Annotated in this window: 25 protein-coding genes and 2 tRNA genes; 10 read left to right on the forward strand and 17 right to left on the reverse strand. The window is 54.5% G+C overall.

Annotated elements, in window-relative coordinates; translation table 11 throughout:
* The first annotated feature begins 48 nt into the window (after nt 1-48).
* Complete coding sequence (locus AC1DZ5_RS00695; RefSeq protein ID WP_477885034.1) at nt 49-1,155, forward strand: hypothetical protein; 1,107 nt, start codon at nt 49-51, stop codon at nt 1,153-1,155.
* 704 nt (nt 1,156-1,859) lie between these two features.
* On the opposite strand, the gene AC1DZ5_RS00700 is transcribed toward AC1DZ5_RS00695, so the two are convergent.
* The 4 genes from AC1DZ5_RS00700 to AC1DZ5_RS00715 all read right to left on the reverse strand — a co-directional run bounded on the left by AC1DZ5_RS00700 (nt 1,860) and on the right by AC1DZ5_RS00715 (nt 4,290).
* Complete coding sequence (locus AC1DZ5_RS00700) at nt 1,860-2,663, reverse strand: DUF1353 domain-containing protein (RefSeq protein ID WP_477885036.1); 804 nt, start codon at nt 2,661-2,663, stop codon at nt 1,860-1,862.
* A 212-nt stretch (nt 2,664-2,875) separates the two neighbouring features.
* A complete protein-coding gene (locus AC1DZ5_RS00705) occupies nt 2,876-3,661 on the reverse strand; it encodes a S1/P1 nuclease (RefSeq protein WP_477885766.1) in 786 nt (261 codons plus the stop codon).
* The gene (locus AC1DZ5_RS00710) at nt 3,651-4,145 is read right to left on the reverse strand and encodes a hypothetical protein (protein WP_477885038.1); all 495 of its coding nucleotides are present in this window, start codon (nt 4,143-4,145) and stop codon (nt 3,651-3,653) included. The genes AC1DZ5_RS00705 and AC1DZ5_RS00710 overlap by 11 nt, the downstream gene beginning before the upstream one ends.
* Nucleotide 4,146: 1 nt before the next feature.
* Nucleotides 4,147-4,290: a hypothetical protein gene (locus AC1DZ5_RS00715; protein WP_477885040.1), complete on the reverse strand. Its 144-nt coding sequence runs from the start codon at nt 4,288-4,290 to the stop codon at nt 4,147-4,149.
* A 29-nt stretch (nt 4,291-4,319) separates the two neighbouring features.
* On the opposite strand from AC1DZ5_RS00715, the gene AC1DZ5_RS00720 reads away from it, so the two are divergent.
* From AC1DZ5_RS00720 to AC1DZ5_RS00740, 5 genes are all read left to right on the forward strand, one after another.
* On the forward strand, nt 4,320-4,760 hold the full coding sequence (locus tag AC1DZ5_RS00720) for a LexA family protein (RefSeq protein ID WP_477885042.1): 441 nt from the start codon (nt 4,320-4,322) through the stop codon (nt 4,758-4,760).
* A 2-nt stretch (nt 4,761-4,762) separates the two neighbouring features.
* Nucleotides 4,763-5,620, forward strand: coding sequence for an excinuclease Cho (gene cho / locus AC1DZ5_RS00725; protein ID WP_477885044.1), 858 nt, complete (start codon nt 4,763-4,765; stop codon nt 5,618-5,620).
* Nucleotides 5,617-6,930 (forward strand): Y-family DNA polymerase, encoded by a 1,314-nt coding sequence (locus AC1DZ5_RS00730; protein ID WP_477885046.1) that lies wholly within the window; start codon nt 5,617-5,619, stop codon nt 6,928-6,930. Before cho ends, AC1DZ5_RS00730 begins: the two co-directional genes overlap by 4 nt.
* A gap of 58 nt (nt 6,931-6,988) precedes the next feature.
* Nucleotides 6,989-7,882, forward strand: a complete 894-nt coding sequence (locus AC1DZ5_RS00735) for a hypothetical protein (RefSeq protein ID WP_477885048.1) — start codon at nt 6,989-6,991, stop codon at nt 7,880-7,882.
* A gap of 245 nt (nt 7,883-8,127) precedes the next feature.
* Entirely contained in the window at nt 8,128-8,985 is an 858-nt protein-coding gene (locus tag AC1DZ5_RS00740) for a hypothetical protein (protein WP_477885050.1), read from the forward strand.
* Nucleotides 8,986-9,072: 87 nt separating this feature from the next.
* Here the strand turns inward: AC1DZ5_RS00740 and AC1DZ5_RS00745 are convergent, their stop codons facing one another.
* The 7 genes from AC1DZ5_RS00745 to AC1DZ5_RS00775 all read right to left on the reverse strand — a co-directional run bounded on the left by AC1DZ5_RS00745 (nt 9,073) and on the right by AC1DZ5_RS00775 (nt 14,588).
* Entirely contained in the window at nt 9,073-9,558 is a 486-nt protein-coding gene (locus tag AC1DZ5_RS00745; protein WP_477885052.1) for an HAD domain-containing protein, read from the reverse strand.
* Nucleotides 9,555-10,505: a site-specific integrase gene (locus AC1DZ5_RS00750; RefSeq protein ID WP_477885054.1), complete on the reverse strand. Its 951-nt coding sequence runs from the start codon at nt 10,503-10,505 to the stop codon at nt 9,555-9,557. Before AC1DZ5_RS00750 ends, AC1DZ5_RS00745 begins: the two co-directional genes overlap by 4 nt.
* A 135-nt stretch (nt 10,506-10,640) precedes the next feature.
* Nucleotides 10,641-11,000 (reverse strand): hypothetical protein, encoded by a 360-nt coding sequence (locus tag AC1DZ5_RS00755; protein WP_477885056.1) that lies wholly within the window; start codon nt 10,998-11,000, stop codon nt 10,641-10,643.
* Nucleotides 10,990-11,340 carry a hypothetical protein gene (locus AC1DZ5_RS00760; RefSeq protein WP_477885058.1) on the reverse strand — a complete coding sequence of 117 codons (351 nt, stop codon included), beginning with the start codon at nt 11,338-11,340 and terminating at the stop codon, nt 10,990-10,992. Before AC1DZ5_RS00760 ends, AC1DZ5_RS00755 begins: the two co-directional genes overlap by 11 nt.
* Before the next feature lie 140 nt (nt 11,341-11,480).
* Entirely contained in the window at nt 11,481-12,680 is a 1,200-nt protein-coding gene (locus AC1DZ5_RS00765; protein ID WP_477885060.1) for a serine hydrolase domain-containing protein, read from the reverse strand.
* Nucleotides 12,681-12,707: 27 nt separating this feature from the next.
* A complete protein-coding gene (locus AC1DZ5_RS00770) occupies nt 12,708-13,883 on the reverse strand; it encodes a serine hydrolase domain-containing protein (protein WP_477885062.1) in 1,176 nt (391 codons plus the stop codon).
* A 171-nt stretch (nt 13,884-14,054) separates the two neighbouring features.
* Complete coding sequence (locus AC1DZ5_RS00775; RefSeq protein WP_477885064.1) at nt 14,055-14,588, reverse strand: hypothetical protein; 534 nt, start codon at nt 14,586-14,588, stop codon at nt 14,055-14,057.
* A gap of 106 nt (nt 14,589-14,694) precedes the next feature.
* Here AC1DZ5_RS00775 and AC1DZ5_RS00780 point away from each other — a divergent pair, with 106 nt between their 5' ends.
* Nucleotides 14,695-14,961 (forward strand): helix-turn-helix domain-containing protein, encoded by a 267-nt coding sequence (locus tag AC1DZ5_RS00780; protein WP_477885066.1) that lies wholly within the window; start codon nt 14,695-14,697, stop codon nt 14,959-14,961.
* Nucleotides 14,962-15,446: 485 nt separating this feature from the next.
* On the opposite strand, the gene AC1DZ5_RS00785 is transcribed toward AC1DZ5_RS00780, so the two are convergent.
* The 3 genes from AC1DZ5_RS00785 to AC1DZ5_RS00795 all read right to left on the reverse strand — a co-directional run bounded on the left by AC1DZ5_RS00785 (nt 15,447) and on the right by AC1DZ5_RS00795 (nt 17,157).
* Nucleotides 15,447-15,977 carry a hypothetical protein gene (locus AC1DZ5_RS00785; protein WP_477885068.1) on the reverse strand — a complete coding sequence of 177 codons (531 nt, stop codon included), beginning with the start codon at nt 15,975-15,977 and terminating at the stop codon, nt 15,447-15,449.
* Nucleotides 15,978-16,442: 465 nt separating this feature from the next.
* Nucleotides 16,443-16,518 (reverse strand) — tRNA-Thr (locus tag AC1DZ5_RS00790).
* Between the two features lie 237 nt (nt 16,519-16,755).
* Nucleotides 16,756-17,157 (reverse strand): tyrosine-type recombinase/integrase, encoded by a 402-nt coding sequence (locus tag AC1DZ5_RS00795; protein WP_477885768.1) that lies wholly within the window; start codon nt 17,155-17,157, stop codon nt 16,756-16,758.
* Between AC1DZ5_RS00795 and AC1DZ5_RS00800 the strand changes: the two genes are divergently transcribed.
* From AC1DZ5_RS00800 to AC1DZ5_RS00810, 3 genes are all read left to right on the forward strand, one after another.
* Nucleotides 17,068-17,271 carry a hypothetical protein gene (locus AC1DZ5_RS00800; protein ID WP_477885800.1) on the forward strand — a complete coding sequence of 68 codons (204 nt, stop codon included), beginning with the start codon at nt 17,068-17,070 and terminating at the stop codon, nt 17,269-17,271. The genes AC1DZ5_RS00795 and AC1DZ5_RS00800 overlap by 90 nt on opposite strands.
* A gap of 107 nt (nt 17,272-17,378) precedes the next feature.
* Nucleotides 17,379-17,490 (forward strand) — tRNA-Ser (locus AC1DZ5_RS00805).
* 55 nt (nt 17,491-17,545) lie between these two features.
* Nucleotides 17,546-17,731 carry a hypothetical protein gene (locus AC1DZ5_RS00810; RefSeq protein WP_477885070.1) on the forward strand — a complete coding sequence of 62 codons (186 nt, stop codon included), beginning with the start codon at nt 17,546-17,548 and terminating at the stop codon, nt 17,729-17,731.
* Here the strand turns inward: AC1DZ5_RS00810 and AC1DZ5_RS00815 are convergent.
* The 3 genes from AC1DZ5_RS00815 to AC1DZ5_RS00825 are packed head-to-tail and all read right to left on the reverse strand — an operon-like array spanning nt 17,728 to nt 20,658.
* Nucleotides 17,728-19,632, reverse strand: coding sequence for an AAA family ATPase (locus AC1DZ5_RS00815; protein WP_477885072.1), 1,905 nt, complete (start codon nt 19,630-19,632; stop codon nt 17,728-17,730). The genes AC1DZ5_RS00810 and AC1DZ5_RS00815 overlap by 4 nt on opposite strands.
* Nucleotides 19,619-20,119, reverse strand: coding sequence for an ABC-three component system middle component 5 (locus AC1DZ5_RS00820; protein ID WP_477885074.1), 501 nt, complete (start codon nt 20,117-20,119; stop codon nt 19,619-19,621). The genes AC1DZ5_RS00815 and AC1DZ5_RS00820 overlap by 14 nt, the downstream gene beginning before the upstream one ends.
* Entirely contained in the window at nt 20,113-20,658 is a 546-nt protein-coding gene (locus tag AC1DZ5_RS00825) for an ABC-three component system protein (RefSeq protein WP_477885076.1), read from the reverse strand. The genes AC1DZ5_RS00820 and AC1DZ5_RS00825 overlap by 7 nt, the downstream gene beginning before the upstream one ends.
* Nucleotides 20,659-20,661 lie beyond the last annotated feature (3 nt).

Raw genomic sequence — 20,661 nt, forward strand, 5'->3', positions numbered from 1 at the left:
CTGCAGACTTTTCAGAACGAAATCGAAAGCTACTTCATGCCAGCGCCCGTGCACGACTTCGCAGCCAGTTTCGAAATGGCCATGTGTGATGAAGATCTGAAACACCAGCTCATCGCGCACCTCCTGACGGATGAGCTATTGCGTCCAAATGCCTCCATGTTGGTTTCATCCACGGTCGATGTCATGACTTGGGTTGTCCAAGATGCTCGATCAAGATATGCAAGCAAGCCCGAACGACTGGTCGCTGCGATATCTGCGTCCACAGAAGCGAACGCATTGGCGGTGTGGACCAACTCTCGCAATGATTGGATTGTTCTTAGTCATGGCCTGATGGATCTACTTCGGAGCGGTTCAGACATACTCGATGACCGACTCATTGCAGCGTTTCCGGAAGTGATGCATTCGGAGCTGACTCTACGCCTACTCCAGCAAGATCCCCTACCGGGGTTCAGAACGACGCTCAGTTCGCTCATTTACTTTGGCGCTATCGCGTTCTTTACTGGCCATGAAGCGGGACATCATCTAGCGGGCCACGACGGACACTTTGTTAATGGCGCTCACGCCGAGCAGTTGTACACGTCAAACGCACTGGAGTTCGGTCCATGGCTGACTGCACAAGCACTTGAACACGAGGCCGACCTGATAGGCCTGACGCTAGCCAAGCGTGCTATGGCCAAGCTTCTCTCGAAGCTGTGGGAGGTTCGGACATTCAGTTTGGAAGAGCAGCAATCCTATCAACGCGTGCTGGCCATACTCATAGGCGTTGGCGCTATGGCCGCCGTGCTGCGCATTGTGCCTCGGGAGATCAAATGGGAGGGCGTACCAGGCCTTAGCCATCCGCCTTCCGTGGTGCGAGCGCTGACATTGGCCACGAGCCTGTCGGCGTCATTCAAAGAATCATTTGGCCAGCTCGACGCGACGTCTCGAAAGTGGATTCGACTGATGTCACTAGAAATCGCAGCCAGCGCAACGATTCGGCCAGAAACGCCAGTGGACCAAATCTACCAGGCACGACTCAAGCGCGGCGGCGAACCAGCAGCCATCCGTGCAACTGGTATCCGGAAGGCACTCAATGACCCTCAATTTCATGACTATCGCGCGCGTCTCGTAACAGCACTGCAGGTCGTGCGTCAGAAATTGAAATCGCGCACGTAGTTGGTTGGTGGGTGTCGACGCCAAGTCAAGCCTTGCAGCACACAGTCAAACTGAGACATCGGCTTTCCTTGATGTAAATCGCCCTACCAGCGTTCGGCATCTGGTTTCGGATGTTCAGATTTAAGCTCAATGAGTTCTGCCAGACTCGCGCCGCGCAGGTGTAGGGCGCAGTGAGGGCATCGCAAGAACCGGCCCATTTCGTCGTATTCGTCAAGCTCCCCAGTGCAACTTGGACACCAGAGCCACGACGCGAGCGCCGGTTTTCGCGGTGCATTCTTTGACGGATCAACGCCATAGACAGCAGCGCGGATTGAGCCTTGCAGCTGCGGGGTGAAACCACCCCACTGCGAGCAACTAACGCCACGCCCCATCGGCTGATCACATTCACTTGCGCAGAGCGGGCAGTAGATTGGTCGAACGCCATGCATGCTTGATTTCCCAAATCTAGTTGGCCAAGTTAATTGAGCCTGGGCACTTGCCACTATGGCTGCGGCAATTGGGGCGATCTGACGTACATCAGTTTTAGGCCCAGCCGAAAGACTGTAATCACCGGACCAATTGCACCCGTTGTCATCCGGGGCTTGGAGCAAGTACCTGACCGTCAACGAACTTCCACCACAGTCGTCGTGCTGACTCAATTTCTGGGTCATCCACGTATCTAGTTCTTCGCGAGGCACGATTTTCTTCGTTTCCATAGGCTTCCTTCAATTGGCTGGAGCCACAACCGGAGAACCATGTGCAGGCAGAACCTGCCTGGTAATTGTCCCACCCGGTGGGATTTGACCACCCTCCGAAATGAACTTGCGTGTGACATGAGAGACCGTTACCAAGTCGCCCAATTCGTTGAAATAGCTTTTCGCACTCGCTGGCCTGGTTGCATCAAAAGGCACATTAGTTGAGTCTCCATACTTACAGTAAGGCAGGTCCTTATTGACCTTAGTATCCCTAACACCTTTTGTGAACATGGCCTTTTGCTGGTCATCCCAGTCAATTCCAGCTGGAATTTCTCGCCACTGAGGCGGTGCAATTTTTGGCATACCCCTTGACAGAGCTTGGGTGTTCTTATCCCAACTGTCCTGGCCACCAACTACCACGCCCGTATATACCGACGTACTTTTAAGCCAGCCTACATCACTCTCCTTCATGGCAATCGCCAGCAAATTATCGGACTGTCTTTTGGTACAACTCTGTGTCCAATAGAGGTAATCATGAATGATCGCTGCTCGGGTGTACTTGTCTGCAGGAGATAAACCAAAGGACCACAGCACTTGCGGCACGCTAGCTAAGTCAGAGACGAAACCAGCTGGTACCGTGACGAAAACCCCAGTATTTCCAATTTCCCAGCTCATATCATCTCTGAGCATAAAAACCTTGAAGTTTGCGAAGCCCATGATTGTTGGGTTAGGCGGAATTGCCGTTGGCAGAAGTGAACCGCAAGCAACACACTGCAGGACTATTCCCAACAGAAATGCATATTTCACTGCGCATTCCGATTTGGCCAATGTCACGGGTTTCATGTTGTTGGTTACCTCTATTTATAGCTGAATAGGTCAATTCGCTTCAGTGGTGAGCTTGTACCTGTTCAAACAGCAAAATACCCGAAAGTCATGTGATTGTGTATCCCCCGAATGGGGGATATTGAGAACGAAATTGAAGAATGGCGGGCCTGATAGCTGACATTCGATTTTGTCCACTTCTGGCCCAAAAACGACTTCTGGATTTAACCGAGTGCCACGTTGAGCACCTGAGCTAGCCGTGACCCCGCCAGAGCCAACTGGTAAAGCATGACCGGCGTGTAACTCTGTACGTATTCCGGAGTGACTAGGCGATCAGGATAAAACCCCGGCTTGGAAACGATTCGGCACGACTCTTCGGCCGCACCAGCAGCTGCAAAGCCCGCCTGCGGGTTAGGTAAGGGCCTGATGAGCAATCCCCTCACGATTGCATCGTTCTCTTGCTGCAAGGACTTGATGAGTCCGGTGTCCCAAACAGCATGCAGGTTGCTGCCGCGCATGAATGCCTGAAGCTGGTAGTTATTCCCGCCTCGGTCGTCACCAAAACCTGCGTGCAATGGTTGATGAATGTCCCCCACGAAATGCACTAGGTATTTCAAAGCCGTGAGTCGCTTTTCATCATCACCGCTTGTGCGCAGTATCTCAATCTGCCTGTCGATTGCGGCCACCACGCACTTCCCATCAACGCAGTCACGCTGTGGGTCATAGTTGCAGTTGCCTCTCGGAAAGTTCACGTAGTGCCAAGGTGCAGTCGTGGGGTTGCGATGCTTGTCTGCCCAAGTGGCGATACTGGCTAACGTCTGTCCAGGCTCCAGCGCCAGAAGGCGTGCAACCTCTTTCCTAGCCGCCGGTGTCAGCTTGGCTTCGGCAATCGCGGAAATGATCTCATGGCCATCCTCGCCCCAGGCGTGAACTGGGTTGCAAACAAATGCACCCAGGCACAAGAACATAGCGGTGGCCAGCTTGCGGCCATTCGTGAGACTAATGCGCACCTTCAACCTCGTTGCCTGGCGCAAACCAAATCGGTCTATACGTACTGCCAGCACGCTTCCTGTGCCAACCCCAGTATTCATCGGTTTCACCTGCGCCGCGGTTATCCCAATCCACGAGGAATCTGCATTCGTAGTCCCCATCGGGCATGTCGCTCAAAGCTTCTTCCATTGCCACAAAACGCGCCTCCACCCAGACATTGCCCCATGCACCCATCGCGTAGTAGTAAGTCAGCGTTTCCTCTGTGACGTCTGGGTCTTCCAGGTCATCGTGTTTGTGAAGTGACAGAAGAAAGTTCGAGCAATACGCGACATAGGCGCTCACGCCGTTGCGTTCAAATACTGGCAGAGCCGCTTCCAGCCCACGCCTCAAGGCGTCCCCCGATACGGGGACCTTTGTATGCAAGTCTCGAATGTCGATCACCAAGCGCGTGTCAGGGCGCATAAGCAGCGGGTTCTCAGGAAGGTCCGGGTAGAACTCGTCCATATCAACCTCCTTCAACAGGCAACACGCCCTGCTTGTCCTTCACATGCGGATTGAGCGTAACGTACAGGTTGTACATGCGCGCATAGTAGCCCGCCAGTTGGCGACATATCGTCGTTTTCTGGTAGCGGGCATTGCGACATTGCATAGTGCGGCTTCGATGGTTAAACTGTATTTATGTACAGTATAGTGCCAGCCGGTCCCCCGATCCCCATTTCCGCCCTTCCCTGTCTGATTGACTCGGTACCCAACGCCGTGTGCGCGGGCTTTCCTAGCCCTGCAGAAGATGAGGGTGACGAACGCATTGATCTCACCAAAGTCCTGATCATCCATCCCCAAGCCACCTATGTGCAGCGCGTTGCCGGTCACTCCATGCGGGATATTGGAATCTTTGACAATGACATTTTGGTGATCGACAAAGCCATCAAGCCCAGGCACAACATGATTGTCGTAGCGGTCGTGGACGGAGAGTTCACTGTCAAGCAGCTCTACCAGCGTGCTGGGCGGGTCAAGCTGATGGCGGCCAACCCCACTTTCCCGGACATAGTGCCCAAAGACGGCCAGACGATCCAAATCTGGGGCGTGGTCACCAGTTGCATCAAGCAGTTTGGAGCCTGACCATGCAACTGCCCCGTCGCCGCCGTCCTGAGTTCGATGAGACGCGCATCTACGAATACCCCCAACACCTCCGAGAAGCTATCGAGGACCTGCCGGCCGCACCGGGGGTCTATGTCTTTCACGGGGAAGAAGGTGACCTGCCGCTGTACATCGGTAAAAGCGTGAACCTGCGCAACCGGGTGTTGTCACACCTGCGCAATGCGGATGAAGCCCGCTTGTTGCGGCAAACCAAACGGATCAGCCACATCCGTACCGCTGGTGAGATTGGTGCCCTGCTGCTGGAGGCCGCCATGATCAAGCAGCAAAACCCATTGATGAATCAGCGCTTGCGACGAAGCCGCCAGCTCTGCTCCCTACGACTGGTCCAAGGCAAGCCCGAAGTGGTCTATTCCAAGGATGTGAATTTTGCGACGGAAGCGGACCTACATGGTTTGTTCTCCAGCAAGCACGCAGCGCTGCAAGCCCTGCGCGATCTCGCGGATCAGCACAAGCTCTGCTACGGCCCCCTTGGCCTGGAGAAACTGGTGAGAGGAAAGCCATGCTTTCGGGCCATGATTCACCACTGCGCTGGGGCGTGCCGCGGCGATGAAAGCCTGGAGGCACACCAGGCACGGCTACAGGACGCCCTGGACGGTCTGCGTGTGGCGTGTTGGCCGTTTTCTGGCGCGGTGGGCTTGGTGGAGCGCCATGGGGACGAATGCCAGGTGCACGTGGTTCGCAACTGGACTTACCTAGGCAGTGTCAGTGATGTGAGCCAGGCCAAGACGCTGGACACCATGACGGCGGGTTTTGATGCGGACGGCTACAAGATCCTGTGCAAACCCATCCTGACGAGTAGCGTCGAGATTGTTGTGCTGTGACTGCCAAGCCCCTTTACGCATTGGTGGACGGCAACAACTTCTATGTGAGCTGTGAGCGAGTCTTCCGACCCAGCCTGAACGGTATTCCGGTGGTCGTGCTGTCCAACAACGACGGCTGTGCCATCGCCCGTAGCAATGAAGCCAAGGCACTGGGTATTGCCATGGGCGCCCCCTGGTTCCAGATCAGACACCTTGCTGAGGATGCAGGACTGGTCGCACTCTCCGCCAACTTCGCGCTGTACGGCGATATGTCTGACCGCATGATGAGCCTGGCGGCGGGTCTAGGGCCGGTGCAGGAGATTTACAGCATTGACGAGTCCTTCATCGAACTCACGGGTGTGCGCGGTGACCTACTCGCCCGTAGCCACAAAGTCCGAGACCGCATCCTGCAGTGGGTAGGCATTCCCTGCGGCATAGGTATCGGCTCCACCAAGACCCTGGCAAAACTCGCCAATCACATCGCCAAGACCGCTGAACGCAAGCCAGGCAGCTACCCCGAGAAGCTGGCCCAGGTTTGCAACCTTGAGGCGTTGAGCCCAGAAGAGCGGGATGCCGTGCTCGCCGCCACAGCCGTCAACGAGGTCTGGGGGGTTGGGCGGCAGATCACCAAGCAGCTCAATGCTGAAGGTATTCATACCGCCCTGGACCTTGCCCGACTGGATGCCGCCACTGTACGGGGCAAGTGGTCGGTTGTGTTGGAGCGTACGGTTCGGGAACTACAGGGAACGCCTTGCATTGACCTGGAGCACACCCCTGCAGCCAAGAAGGAAATCGCCTGTACCCGGTCGTTTGGGCACTATGTACTGGAGCAGCATCACCTCGCCGAAGCAATCACCGAGTTCGCATCGCGTGCGGCAGAGAAGTTGCGCAAGCAAAACAGTCTGGCAGGTCGGATACTGGTCTTTGTTCGCACCAGTCCCTTCCGACCAGAAGCACAGTACAGCCGTACCACCGTAGTTCCCCTTCGCCGTCCCACAGCAGACACTGCGGCGTTCGTGAGCGCCGCCCTTGCTGGTCTACGGCAGATATACAGACCGGGATTCAAATACGCCAAGGCGGGTGTGATGTTGCTGGAGTTGCAGCCTGACTCTCAGCAGCAGTGCGAGCTGGACCTTGAGGACGATCATGGGGAGGATCGCGGCAAGCTCATGTCAGCCTTGGATGGACTGAACCAGCGGTATGGCAAGGGGACTGTGCTGATGGCTAGCGCGGGGGCAGAAGGTAAGCGCCGGGTCTGGTCTATGAAGCAGGAGCGGCGCACTCCGGGATACACCACGAAGTGGGCAGATATGCCTGTAGCTCGGGCATGAATATGAACTGAGTGCGCCAGGAGCAGTCATACTCCCATATAAACATCAAGGAGCGCGCATGTATCTTGGCATTGAGCGGCACACCGGGCTGATCTACGAGGGAACAGGCAACCCTGACATACCCGCCATCCCGATGCCAAGCGTGGTGCACGCAAAGATCATCGAACAGCCTGCCGATTGGAAATCCCTTCCTGGACCCTCAGAAGCATTCGGGCTCGTGTTTCGAGAGGATTCGTTCGACGCTGTGAGCCGCACGCGCAGAGGCCGCCTTTATCAAAAAAAGGAAGGCACGCAGCCCGAGCAGCACACTGTCTCCGCTCACCCGTATGACAGGGGCCTGCTACCAGGCTATGACAAAGCGACGCGCAAATCGATGTTCGTCTACAGGTCATGCACTGACATTCTGCATAAGCCGAATCAGGGGCAAGGTTTGGTGTTGGCTCTCGGTTCGTCCCACGGAGCCTCTGCGTGGCGCATCGTGCAAACCGAAGCGATTTACAGCGGTGCCGTGATGGTGACGCTCAAAGCCTTGTCGGTCTATGGAATCCTGCCTGAACTCGATACAGTAAAGGTCGAAGAGCGGTTCAGGCCAGCAGTGACACAAGCGCTCGCCCGGGTACTTGACTCCGCGTTCAGGGAGTCGCCTGGCTCTGTTGTGGACAACTGCCGAGACGCCATGCAGGCGATCCTCTCGTCATGGCTGGCCCAGAACGGATCTCCCGACGCTGTGATTGGAAACGAACTCGCCAAAATCGCCGCCGCGGTAGAAGCAGCTCCGCATGAAAGGATTTGCGCTGGCAACTTGGGCAAGGTTTGCGCGAAGCTCCACAGCCGGAACAAGAGCAACGCGCAGCGTCAAAAGGGATACCGTCCCATCGTTGAGGAAGATGCGGAGCTCGCACTACAAGCATTGGGATTCACCTTGCGAGACCTTGATTGGTCGAAGAATTAGTCGCGTATTGGCCAGAGCATGTTGAAGCCGAAGGGGTCTCATACATTGATGATTTGTGGTTGTCAATTCGTGAGCGCTAACTTCTTACCCATTCAGGTTGAGCATCGAACATCAAGCTATTTGATCGAATTAGCTTTCGACCCAAAGCAATCTTCGATCAACCCAGATTCATTGCCGGATCGCGGACATTCAGATTTGGCCCGCCTGACGGGTACGATGGATATCTGAATAATAGGGAGCGCGGCATGTACCAACTGCTAATGACCGGATACATGGGCTGGAACGGAACCCGTGGCACGATGAATCGCACACGTGTGTTTGAACACACGGCCGAAATTCTGAAGGAACGATTCAAACCGGGCGGCGTGATGGGCACACTTGACGTTGCCAGCGTGCGTGGCATCCCGGCGCTGTTCGCCGGTGAAACCCACGGGGATCAACCACAGTTCGCGCGCCTGGGGTCGATCACGAACGTGACCACCATCGGCAATGACTACCAAGTCGAGTACGTCTATGACGTAGAAGTGCCGCCAATCACGCAAGCTCGCCTGACTCAACTTGCGCCTGTACTCGACATCGACGAATGGGAGTTCAACCGCAACCACTGGGCTATCAAGGACGTGGACCTGTATCGCGTGCTTCTGAAGAGCGGCATCAAGCCACCACCCCGCGAGCCGACCGTGTTCCAACTAGCACCACCGCCGATTGACGAGAACCTCATCTCCGTGATGATGCCCTTCGCCGCGAACTTCGCAAGTGTCTACACCGCTATACAGGGTGTCGCTGCTGAACTTGGCATGACCTGCCAGCGTGCCGACGACATCTGGATTCACACACATATCATTCAGGATGTCGTATCGCTGATCAGTAAGGCCAAAGTGGTTATCTGCGATTTGAGCGGCAGAAATCCCAACGTCTTCTATGAGGCTGGTATCGCGCACGCCATCGGTGCGGAGGTCATCCTAATCAGTCAGCACCAAACTGATGTGCCATTCGACCTCCAACACATCCGCTACATCAACTACCTGCCCAATGCAGAAGGTATCGCTGCGCTAGCAACCAATCTGAAGCGCCGCCTGCAAACGGTGACCGGACGTTCGTAAACGGTCGTTCCCAGCCCATAGTTGACGATGCCCCCCCCAGAGGATTGCTCTGTCTTTGGGAACACATTCATAAAACAGGGGCACTTTTTAAGAACTTAGGCTACTAGGAGTCTGGTAGCCACTATCGTCTAGCCACTCAAACACTTGCTCGGCTTGAGCCCGTTGCAGACCGATGGCACCGTCACACAGAATCAGATTGAGACACTCATGGAAATCTGACTTCGAGTCATCCAATGCCCGCCAATCTATCGCCCCGGCTTGCGTCGCCAACCACCCTTCGATATTTTTGGAACGCACGAAGGGTGGACGTTGATCTGGTCCCAGAACACCAATGACTCGTCCAGCCAACTCAGGCAAAAGGAATCCCTTGAGCTGAGCCAGTGAGTAATGCTCACGCCATGTAGACGAAATCACAATCTCGCAGGGTCGCCCCGCTAGGGCCTGAGCCAAAGCGTGCGCGTGCACAAACTCAGGCAAGCTGTTCCCCCAAGCGGGGTGGAGCACCCCATCGAAGTCGAGAAAAAGAATCTTGCGCATCGAACCGGCGGGGTAGGGAAGATTCGTATGCGTCATAACAAACTCTGTATGCGGCGCTTTTCAACAGGCCGGATGTAGCGATAGACCATCTCCAAAGATTTGTGACCGGTCTGCCCCATGATCGCGCTCGTGGGCATGCCCACGGTTGCAGCCTCGGTCACAAACCCAGCCCGCAACGAATGTCCCGATACCAGCTTGGCCGCATCGGCACCTTTGGCCTTCCCAACCGCTGACTTCACAATCAAAGCCACGGACTGCGGCGTCAAGGCTTGATCTGTCACTACCTTGTCATGCCGGTTCACGGGCCGAAACAAAGGCCCCTCGCCGATTCCCGCCAGTTCCAGCCAGCCGTCCAAGGCCTTGACCGGACAGCGCTCCTCCGACTTAGCCAGCGGAACAAAAACAGTCCTGCCCTCTCCTTCCTGATCCGTCTTGGAACGGCGAATTAGCAACTCAATACCGTGGGCGTGCGGCGTAATGTCATCCATCCGCAGAGCAACGAGTTCCGATCGCCGGAACGCACCGGCGAAACCGAGCAGGAGAATCGCCTTGTCTCTCGCAGCCTTCAAGGGTTTCTGCTTGGCAACTTGTACGAGCAATTCAACAAGATCGTCGCGTACCAGCGCCCTTGCCTGCCGTTGCGTCACCCCGAGGGTGCGGCGTATGCCCTGCATCGTGCGCTTGACCAGCCGGTCCTTGGTGGGACTGTCCAGCCCTCGGTCTGTATGCGCCCGGTGGATCGCAATCAAACGATGGGCCAACGTGGCCACCGCCAGCACCCCGGCAAACTTGGCAAGGTATTCGGCCACCATCTCGGGTGTGGCCGGAATCTTTCCGCCATGGGTTTTGAAGTGCCGCACATCCTGCGCATAGCTGCGCTTGGTCGAGGACGACTGGGCGGCATCGGTGTAGCTGAGGACAAGCTGCGAAGATTTTGGCTTCGGGTTTTTGGTTTTGGTGGTTGTGGGGTGTTGCGTGTTCATGCTTCTTCCATGGGTCACTGCGCGGCGCGCGTGGCCGCGTTTTGAGGGTTCAAGGGAAAGTGGTGGCCGGTATGCGTACGGCTGAAGAACTGTTGCAGCGCCTGGCTGTTTTTTGGTGGCAGCCTGCGCTGTTGCTTACGATGGGTTGTAGTCGGCGGTTTCGCGGCGGCAGTGTGCGGCCAGGGCCATACAGCCTGCGGCCATATCCCCCAGCTCAGCCATCAAGAACCCAAGCGCTTCCAGGCAATCGGCGCTGATGGTGCCGTCCTCCACCATGACGGCAGAGTTCGCCAGCAACTGCCCGATGGCGCCGACACCGTTGTGCATCGTGCCCACCAGGATTTCCGCATCCTCGGCAATGGCCACTAGCAGCGCGGGATCGGCGGCGGCATAGTCCACTTTCTGTTCGTCGGTGAGCGGGAGTGTGGGCAGGCGAGCCATCAAGTCCCGCATGGGCCGAAGGGCAACCATCCGGCTGGCCATGTCAATACTCATCCGGGAGTAGCAAACAGGTGCTGACGCGCTGCCGGTTAGGACCATCGGACTCAGCCTCTGTGATCACCAAGATGCGCGTACCTTCCAAGTCGTAGGCGCTCACAATCCGCCCGCCGTTGTGGATCGCAGCGTCATTGCATTTGGCATCATGCGCATCCACCACACCCCAATCGCCATGGCAATGCTGACTCAGCAGCACGGAGGGATAGACACCGTGTTTGTCGAGGTGCTCCAGCACCGCTGGCGTTGCCACGACCTGGCCCATGGCGAACAAGGGTGGCCCGCAAGTTTTGACGGTTTGGATGTGCCGGTCTGGCACGGGTACGTGGTCAGTACGCATGGTTGAACCTTTCAAGTGGAATCAGAAATGCAAAAAGCACTTAGCCCGCGCCTGGGTGGGCGCGGGCTAAGTGCTTGGATGAACCGGTTTTGGCCGGGGTGGGAAGATGGGGTGCTAGCGATTCAGTCCGAGTGTGCTGGTCATTTGATGGCGTTCCATTCCTTGGACATCTCGTACACCTTCTTGTTGGTCGAATCGTAATTCGAGAACGTCACAAGGATGCGGTCGTTACTGTAGTTCCAGCCAATGAGTTGACCGCCACGACCTTGGGCCCAAGCAGTGTCGGGCGCGATGATGTTGTCAGTCCACACAAGATATCCGTAGCTGTCAAAGTAGTGCCCAGTGTGGCGGTTGTTGCGCGGGGCATTGTTTATCTGCTTCTTCAGGGATGTACGAACATAGTCGCCGAAACAACCCGGCTCCTTGCTGGACTTCTTCACCCACACGGCGAAGCGCAGCCAATCTTCAAAGCGCAGACGCGAACCGCCGGAGGTCATACCGATACGTTGCGGATCTTCGAGAAAGTTTCCAGTCTTGGCAGCACCCATAGGGTCGTAAACTTGTTCCTGCATCCACTGGCTGAACGGCATACCTGTAGCCTTCGCAATCATCACGCCCAAAGTCATCGGCTCCGTGCCCTTGTACTCAAAAGCTTCCCCTGGTTTGCGCTTGTTTCCGAAGAAAGACTTGTGGGCGCTGGTGACCGCTGGGTCCAGCATCAGATCAAAGAAGCTGGATTTTTTGAGTATCAGTTCACTCTCTTGCGATGGGTGAATCAGGGAGGGATAGTTGTTGTTCATGCGCGTGCCGGAGGCCATGCGCAGAAGGTCATGAACCGTCGACTCCCCGAGGTCGGTTCCGTCCATTTCAGGGATAACGTCACCGACTTTGCTGGTGAGTTCCAAATTTCCAGCACAGATGGCTTTACCGATTGCCATGCTGGTAATGGTTTTTCCCATGCTGTATCCATAAAACAGGGAGTCACTATTGGCGTGGCCAGAGAAGCCAGAGTGAATCACCTTGTCACCGTCCAACATGGCAAAGGCGCGCAGTTCGCCGGAAGCAAGCATGGCATTGGCTTTGTCCACGATGGACTGCTCACCCTCAGACGACGCACGCTGGTACAACGGAACGGGCCGAGGGCTGGGCTTAGACACATACCACCAGTACGGCAGCCCCTGTTGCCGAGCCAAGAGGACGTTGTCTTCGGCAGCGCGAAGTTGTTTCAGCGCGTCGTCCTGCGCAATCGCTGCGCCGGTCAGGGAGAAGATACCGAGTGCCAGCAACATGCAGGTTCTTGCGGCGGTCGCGATGGAAGATTTGATAAAGCGTGGTGTCATGGTATGGGTACTCCGGTGCTTATCTATTTATGGTTTTGCCGTTTGGGCCGGTATAGCGCTCCACTCTTTCGCAAGTGCATAGACCTTGCCCATGAAATCTTCTCTGCTGGAAAACAGCACCAGCATGCGATCATTCTTTGTACTCCAACTGATACGCTGACCACCCCAGCCAACGGCCCATACGGTGTTCGGAGCACCGTCGTTCTCCGTCCACATCAAGTAGCCATAGCCACCAAACAATTTGCCACTCTTTCTGGTTGATGCAGGTCCGTTGGTGATCTGCGTCGTCATAGCGGCACGCACATAGTCACCGAAGCATCCCGGCTCTTTTGAGGACTGCTTGACCCACAGTGCAAATCGCATCCAGTCATCCATCCGCAGGCGCATCCCGCTATCCGCCAGCCCGTTGAGGCTCCGGTCTTGACCATAGAGACCGGGTTTCGCCGCTCCCATAGGGTTGAACACTTGTTCCTGCAGCCATTGCGACCAGGCCGTCCCGGTTGAGCGCGCCGTGACTACTGCAAGCGTCATGGGGTCTGTGGCTTTGTATTCCATCTTTTCGCCAGGCTTGTAGTCTGAGAACACACCCTTGGCCGCCTTGCTTACGCGATCTGCTGCAAGCATTTCCAAGATGTTCAGCGTTCCCCGGTTCCACGCATCGTTTTGTTCAGGTGTCCATACAGAAGCATCCGCATTAAAAGTAGCCGTCCCAGACGACATACGCAACAGTTCACGCACGGTCGCCTTTCCGAGTGCGGTGCCGTCTAGTTCAGGCACGGCATCACCAGCTTTGGTATCAAAGCGGAGATGGCCAGCGCAAATGGCTTTACCAACTCCCATGGCCGTCACAGTCTTGCCCATTGACATGCCCATGAACAGGGAGTCCGCATTCGCCGGGGCATTGAACTCGGTGTACAGGACGGTATTGCCATCCATTAAAGCGAACCCCTTTGCGGGATTCGTCGCTACCAAAGCGCGTGCCTTGTCGATGACCACTTGCTCAGCAGCAGAGGGTGTGCGTTCTTGAAGCTGAACCGGACTGGGACTGGGCTTGGACGTGTACCACCATGACGGCCCTTTGCTTGCAAGCAGCCACGAATCGGGTATTGCTGCGACACCGTTTTCGCTGGGGCTCTCTGCATGCGTCGCTGTGCACGCTAAGACAAGTGCAAAAAGAATCGAAGACTTGATAAGGCGTGTCATGTTGAACTCAAGAGGGTTGAAACGGAAATGAAGAATCCGCGATGTCGGTTGACCGAAAACGCGCTCGAACTTCTGTGTCAGTCCGCCGCACTCATGTGCTCTTTGAAGAATGCAAGCGTTTCATGGTTACCTATGCATGGTTGAGAGATGGAGATTTCCAGCCACTCGAATTCACTTAGCTTCTTCAACTGGCGCCTGACCGCTATTTGCAGCGCGCCTAGCCTTGCTCTGATAGACATCAAAAGCGCCCATGATGCCGGCAAGAACGAGCTGGTACTGCGGCGAGCTCAGCACGAAATCCTTGCCATCAGCCGTGCCTTGGATGCTGTAAGGCATGCGTTCTATCTGCACGGGCGAACCATCCGTTGCCACCATCAAGTTTGCCGAGCAGGAATGTAGTTTGGCAGCGGCGTCATAACCGTTCGTTGTGATGGTCACCAACTCCACCTTTATGGACTTCCCGAATGCATCGAGTTGGGCGCGCAGTCGGTCGGCACCTGCGCGCCGCCAGTTTCCAGCGGCCTCAATGTTGCTGCTGATCAGATTGACGCCGCCGTCCACTATGGCCCGGTGGAATCTATCGACGACCTGGGGGTCATCGCAGTCCGGAGGTTTGGGGGCGCAGCCTGACAGTAGCGCGGTCAAGAGAGCGGCAGCAGGTGCAACAAGCACCCATGGGCGTAGTAGGGGCGTGGGAATAAACATTGATCCTCCTGTTTGTAGATTTATTGATCTTTTTATCTTGCATAGTTTGCCAGATATAGATTCATTGTCTATGGATTTATAGGCCTAGGGAAATGAGACTTCCCGGATGGGAAAGTCAACCGCCAAACCGCCAAGCAAGGACGTAGTTCTGCATGGCTTTGGTGCGGCCGTCCGCCAAGTGCGTGACGACAAAAAATTCACGCAGGAACAGCTTGCAGAGTTCAGCGATATGCATGTAACTTACATCAGCCAGATTGAACGTGGCGTAAAGAATTTGTCGCTGTTCAATATCGTGCGCGTTGCACATGGTCTGGGTACCTCACCTGCTGAACTGTTTGCTATTGCTGAAACGGTACGCCCGACCGCGCGATAGCGTGCATTAGTCCAAGTCACTCACGGCTGGGCCTCCCGCACCAAGCCATCAACAACGAACCGCTTTAAGTCTGCACGGTAGGTGATCCACGTGTCCTGCCAGTTTCTCGACCGCAGGCAGACTGCAGCTTCGGCTGGGTCGAATGCGGCGATTACTTGGCTGCGCATCATCTTAGGCTCCCAGCGCGGGCTCAATCTGCTTGACAGGCGATCAGCTTCCTCATGGGAACAGACCGTGACCGTTGCGCCGGTTGACGCCCTGCCCGCCATAGCCGAGCACAGGCGCTGGCACCTGTACAGCGATGAGGAGCGAAGCACGATGACATGATCTTCGGTCCATATGTCCACCGCACCAGAACATTGCACCGTTGCCCCATCAGACAAATGCATCTCCTTGACGTCGTGCACCATGACGTGCCGGACTTTGGTACCGATCAGTTCCGCAGGAGTCACCGTTACTTGCCTTTAGCCTGCGGCCGGGGATTCCTACTTGCCACTACCCCTTGGGCTGGGCTTGGGCGTGATCTCGATGTAGTAAACGGGATGCTTGGGTGTTATCAACGCCTTGAAGTCTCTCGTGACGTGATGCTTGGAATCTATCCAGTACGCGGGGTCAAGCGCGTAGTGAAAGCTAGGTGAATCGCCTTTACCCCTGACGTGGTGCCAAAGCACCCAGCGGCCGAACTGGGTGTTGGGGTTGTAGTGGGCGGTGATCAGTGCAACATCTGGCAGCGCGTCGATGGTTGGTACTTCCTTGTCTTCGCTGGCGACGAGGTCGTATTGATAAAGCAGCTTGCGCAGCAGATCGGAATACACCCACGCCGGGCCATGTTCAGCCAAACCAAGTTGGTAGGCGAGCTTCTTGATTTTGTCCAAAGGCTGGTTGACCAGCATGGCCACACAGCACAGTCCATCGTCTATGCGGGCATTGGGTTCCATCTCTACGCGGGTGAAAGGTGAGACGAAGCCTTCGGGGAATGGGCTTGCTGTTGCGGATATGGTTTTTGTAGTTGCCATGGTTTCTTACTCCTGATGGGGGTTGAAGGAAGCAAGCGTCCATGCGGCAGCCGCACCGGAATTGGTGGGAATCCAAAAAGCTAGGAATGGAGAGGGATTCGTCTGCGGAATTGAGGCTTAGGACTCAATTCGCTTCTGGCTGCACTGCTGTGCGCTTGGTCAAATCTGGCTGTTCAGCGAGTGAAAGTTTGATTCGACAGCTAAATTTTAGCTGCGTGTTTCAACTAGGGGGTGGCTATTTGACTTTGGCAGGCACTGATTTTTTCCCTGGTGTTCACTGGGATTTAGTGCCACCAGGTAAGCGATAAACGAAGCGGATGCTAACCGAGGTGCATTGAGCTTGGTCGAGTTGAATAACTTTGGCAGCCTGCAACAAAGAAGTGAATGGCATCGTTCTAGGCGAGGAGGCTCTGCGGGCCAATAAAAAAGTGGTTCTCAATTGCGCTGAGAACCCCTTTTTGGGATTGGTGCCGATGACCGGAATCGAACTGGTGACCTACTCGTTACGAGTGAGTTGCTCTACCAACTGAGCTACATCGGCGTATGTCTGATTGACAGGCCAGAATTATACTGGAGCGAAAATTTGTGGCCTCCGCGAGGGGCCCTCAATCCGAGGGTAGTAGAAGCAAATTGGTTGCATTTGCGTCCCATCGCCGTACGGGAGATCAGGTTGTTTCTGGATTGGGTTTTGTGGGGGACGGCTGCGCCGGTGTGTTGCCATCACCAGTCAATCTGGATTGACTCATGCGCAACAGCACTCCCGTGATGTGTGCCTTGCTCAAGTGGGCATAGCGTTTGACCATCTGCAAGTCCTTGTGACCGAGCACTTCGGCAATCTCGGGGCCAGTTGCGCCCCTATTGCTAGATAGCTGGCTGCGGTGTGTCGCAGATCGTGAAACCTAAAATCCTGAATTTCGGCTCGTCTCATGGCCGTTTCCCAGGATTTGCGCAATTCAACGGGTTTGTCGTCCTTGGTCGCGCTGGGGAATAGCAGCAAGTCGTCATTGACCTTCCCACCGTTGACCAGCAGATGGGCTTGGCGCAAGGTGTCCATGGAGCTTTGTCCTCTTCCAGTCAGCGGTACCCCTCGGTGGTCACCGTTCTTGGTTTCTTGCAGAACCGCCAAACTGCACAGTCCCTGCTCGTTAAGCAGAACATCGCGCCAGCGCAAATTCATCATTTCGCTGTACCGCATGACCTATCAACCGACGGCCACGGTGTAGACACAGAGCTCAAAGTGAAAGAGTTTGAAGCAGCAGAATTGGTGATGACCGATGCTGCAACACAAAACTGAAAGGATCTTGCCGTCGATCCTAAAGCGAACACTGATCCTTGGCACAGCCTTGGCACAACGACTATGAGAACTGAAGCCAATTGGCAACACTCGATTCAAGTAAAATAGCTGTAAGTCGTTGATTTAACTGGCATCGACTTACCCTGACTTTCATCAACTATCCATTCAATCTCATTCGTAATGAGAAGGTCGGGTGTTCGATTCATCTCTCCGGCACCAAATCACATTTTTGTACAGGGCTACGCGCCCTCGAAAAAAATAGCCAAAAACCCGCATGCCTATTGGCATTGCGGGTTTTTTTTGGCTGCTCAAGGGAGCACCACACTTTGACGGCATCAAGAAAGTGCGGCGCAAGGCAACACTATTCACAGACTCAGTCATCGTTTCTCGCTTTAATGAAGCGCAGAAGCTGGTGGAGAAATTGGGTAATAAAGTGATAGCCGAGTCAGATCGTGACTAGATTCGAATAGAGCGGTCATCCTCCGTGAACGCTCGACCGACTACAAACTTTTCGCTATCAAGCTCGGAAGCGATTTGCGATGTCGCCATGATGATTTGATACTCGACTTCATAAGTAGCACATTCCTCCGCGATGATTCGTTGGAGCAAATGAGAGCGGGGGAGCTCCATACCCCCATCTTCAATACCGTCTAGCATTAGAAATCGAGGAAAGCGCATAGCACTAATCTTGGTGGAAGCACTTAAGAGTGCAACGTGGAACAGGTGCCGTAGCACGACCGTGGAACTCTCGGAAAATCGGTCAGATCCGTCGACCGCAATGCGATTTTCGCTAAAGCTAAAGTGAACACTTTCTGCAGTTTTGAATTCAGCTTGTCGGTAGAGGTCTTTTCGAAGCAGACGCCCAAGTGTCGTGGAAATTTCCAATGCCACATCTCGTTTGCGCTTGTCCTGAGCATCCTCAAGTGTGCCAATCATCAAATTGAGATTATCGATCTCGTGCTTTAGTTCGTCTCGTTTTCTTTGGAGTTCCTTAATGACACTCGCGAGTCGTTGGTTTTCATAGAGGCTTTTGATTTCGTGGTCTAGTGCTCCGGCTTCTCTGACTGCAGCCTCTAGTGCAACTTCAAGTTCACTTGACCACGAGTCGGCGGCCTGACTATATCTTTTCTCCAACCTACGAAGATCCTGACGTAGCGCGGGTAGAACACCTCGAAGATGACTAGTTTCGTCTTCACGCCTTTTGACAATTGACAAAGACTCCTTCAGTTGCAAGCGCAATTCATTCTTCATGCGTAGCAATTGCGCGTCTGCAGATGCGCCGCTGAGGGGGTTTTTGCAAAGAGAACAGACCTCCTGCGCATCCGAAATTGGCTTAACTTCGGAAAGGCAGCATGGGCATAGTTGAAAGGTCAGTCCGCCAAAATATTTGCGTGTAGATTCCGATTCCTCAAGACTCAGAAGTCGAGACTCAATCTCAGCCACGAAGGCTTTTGTGTCTGCAAGCTCTGCCTCTTTTTTCGCTACTTCGTCCAACACGCCTGTAAGCTTACGTTTAGCACTATCTAGACTGGCGCGAATCGGAGCTTCTTCGCTTTGCCGCTTTTGATCGTGCTGAACGGTACGCTCTGCCTTTAAACGAACAATTTCAGCTCGCAACACCTCTTGGCGTCTTTCAGCCTCTAAGATTTGCTGTCCAAAAAACTCAAGTCCGACATGCTGCTGTGATTTCGCTAAGACAGTGAAGATACTCTTGAGTTCTGCCTCAGCCCCAGCCAGCTCCTTGTCCAGGTCCCGCTTACGGAGTTGCGCTGAATAGAGCTTATCGTCGTACACCCCTGAGATGTAGTTGCCGACGGTCTCGCGTGTCAATTGACTATCCCAAGTATCGTGTCTGAAAATGGGATTGTGTAGCGATGGTTGGTCTGCATACATTACACGTAGAAACTGGTGCATTGTCAGATTTGATACACCATCACCTTGTGCCTCCGGCATACCTAACGCGAGCAACAGACTCTGAGTAAACCCAAGCTTATGCTCACTTCTCTTGAAGGGATACAACTCCCAGCCTTCAAGAGCGGAGGCAGAGGCCTCAAGCAGGGGCCCCCAGAAGATATGCATTGGCCGAAATCGATCTAGACTGATCTCACGTTTTAACGTCACACGTTGGCCGTTTAGCGAAACTTCGAGGACAACGGAATCACACAACAACGCTTCTTTCTTCCAGGGGATCTCTTCCGCTCCAAGACCGAAGGCGAGAAAATCAAGCGTGGTCGTTTTTCCTGAGCTGTTATGCCCTTTGACCACGTTGAGTCCTACGTGAAAAGTCTCTTCAAGAACTACATACCCGTCCTTGAATACACGCAATTCATTGACAATAAGAGTGGGGTCAAATCGCGTCATATCGATATTCCATTAGCCCGGTTCGCTGTTTGAGTCCACCTACGCCACCGAGAGGGAGTGCACTCAGTTGCGTCAAAATATATTTGGTAAGTTCGATAGAAACAGACGGCAATACATCTACTGCTAGCTTCAGTGTCGCGGGCTCTTCCCAGCTAGTTCTAGAAACGGTGCCAGCGTCTAACTTTCCAGAGTCGAATACTTTGGAGGCCACCAATAGGCGTGTGGCGGCATGATGGATAGTTTCCATGTCCCGAAATGTCCTTAGCGGATTCACGGGGCCTCGGAATTTATTTTTCACTTCGCGTGCACTGACACGGTATTTCTGATGTGCCTGTGGGAGCTCAATACTTGCTACTTCTGCTGGAAAGCAAAGATAGAAATCAAGAATTCTCAGCTTGGAGAATTCAATCTCTCTATTGGTATGCGTGATGGCGATTAGGCGGTGTATGCAGTGATATGCATCGAAGGCGGGGTGGTAGATCAGCATTTGTCCCACCTGATGTGGCAATTTCCACCAAGGTAGTACAGCATGCCAAGAAGGTCATGATATGTAATTTGAAGGTCGTTCTCACCGAGCATTTCATTGGTCGGCGCAATAACCTTTTCACTAATCAGTCGATCAACTTCGCTGCGCGGCTGTCCACTCTCGATCGCGGGTCTTATGTGAAGAGTGAACTCAGCGTGAATTCTAGAGAGGATGTGAGTGATGATGTCGTGCGTCACAGGCGATGTTTGCCATTGCATGATCAACATCGCAGCGCGCTGCTTCCAAAAGACGGCTTCCGCAAGCAAGTCTACGCGTCCGCTTTCATTTAACTTTACCTCAAGACCACGAACGTCCGTGGTTGTTGGCGCGCAATAGTGCCTAAGCACTTCTGCAATTGTGGACTTATGCGATGAGGCTTGTTCGGCATCCCGGAGTATCTGGTACAGGCGTGAAAGTGACGTTGGCTGCGTAACGTATACGTACTTTGAGCCACCAATAATGTCACCATCAGCATCGTTGCCGATTTGGACGACTGACATTAG

This window comes from Rhodoferax sp. P1_F3, assembly GCF_056405715.1.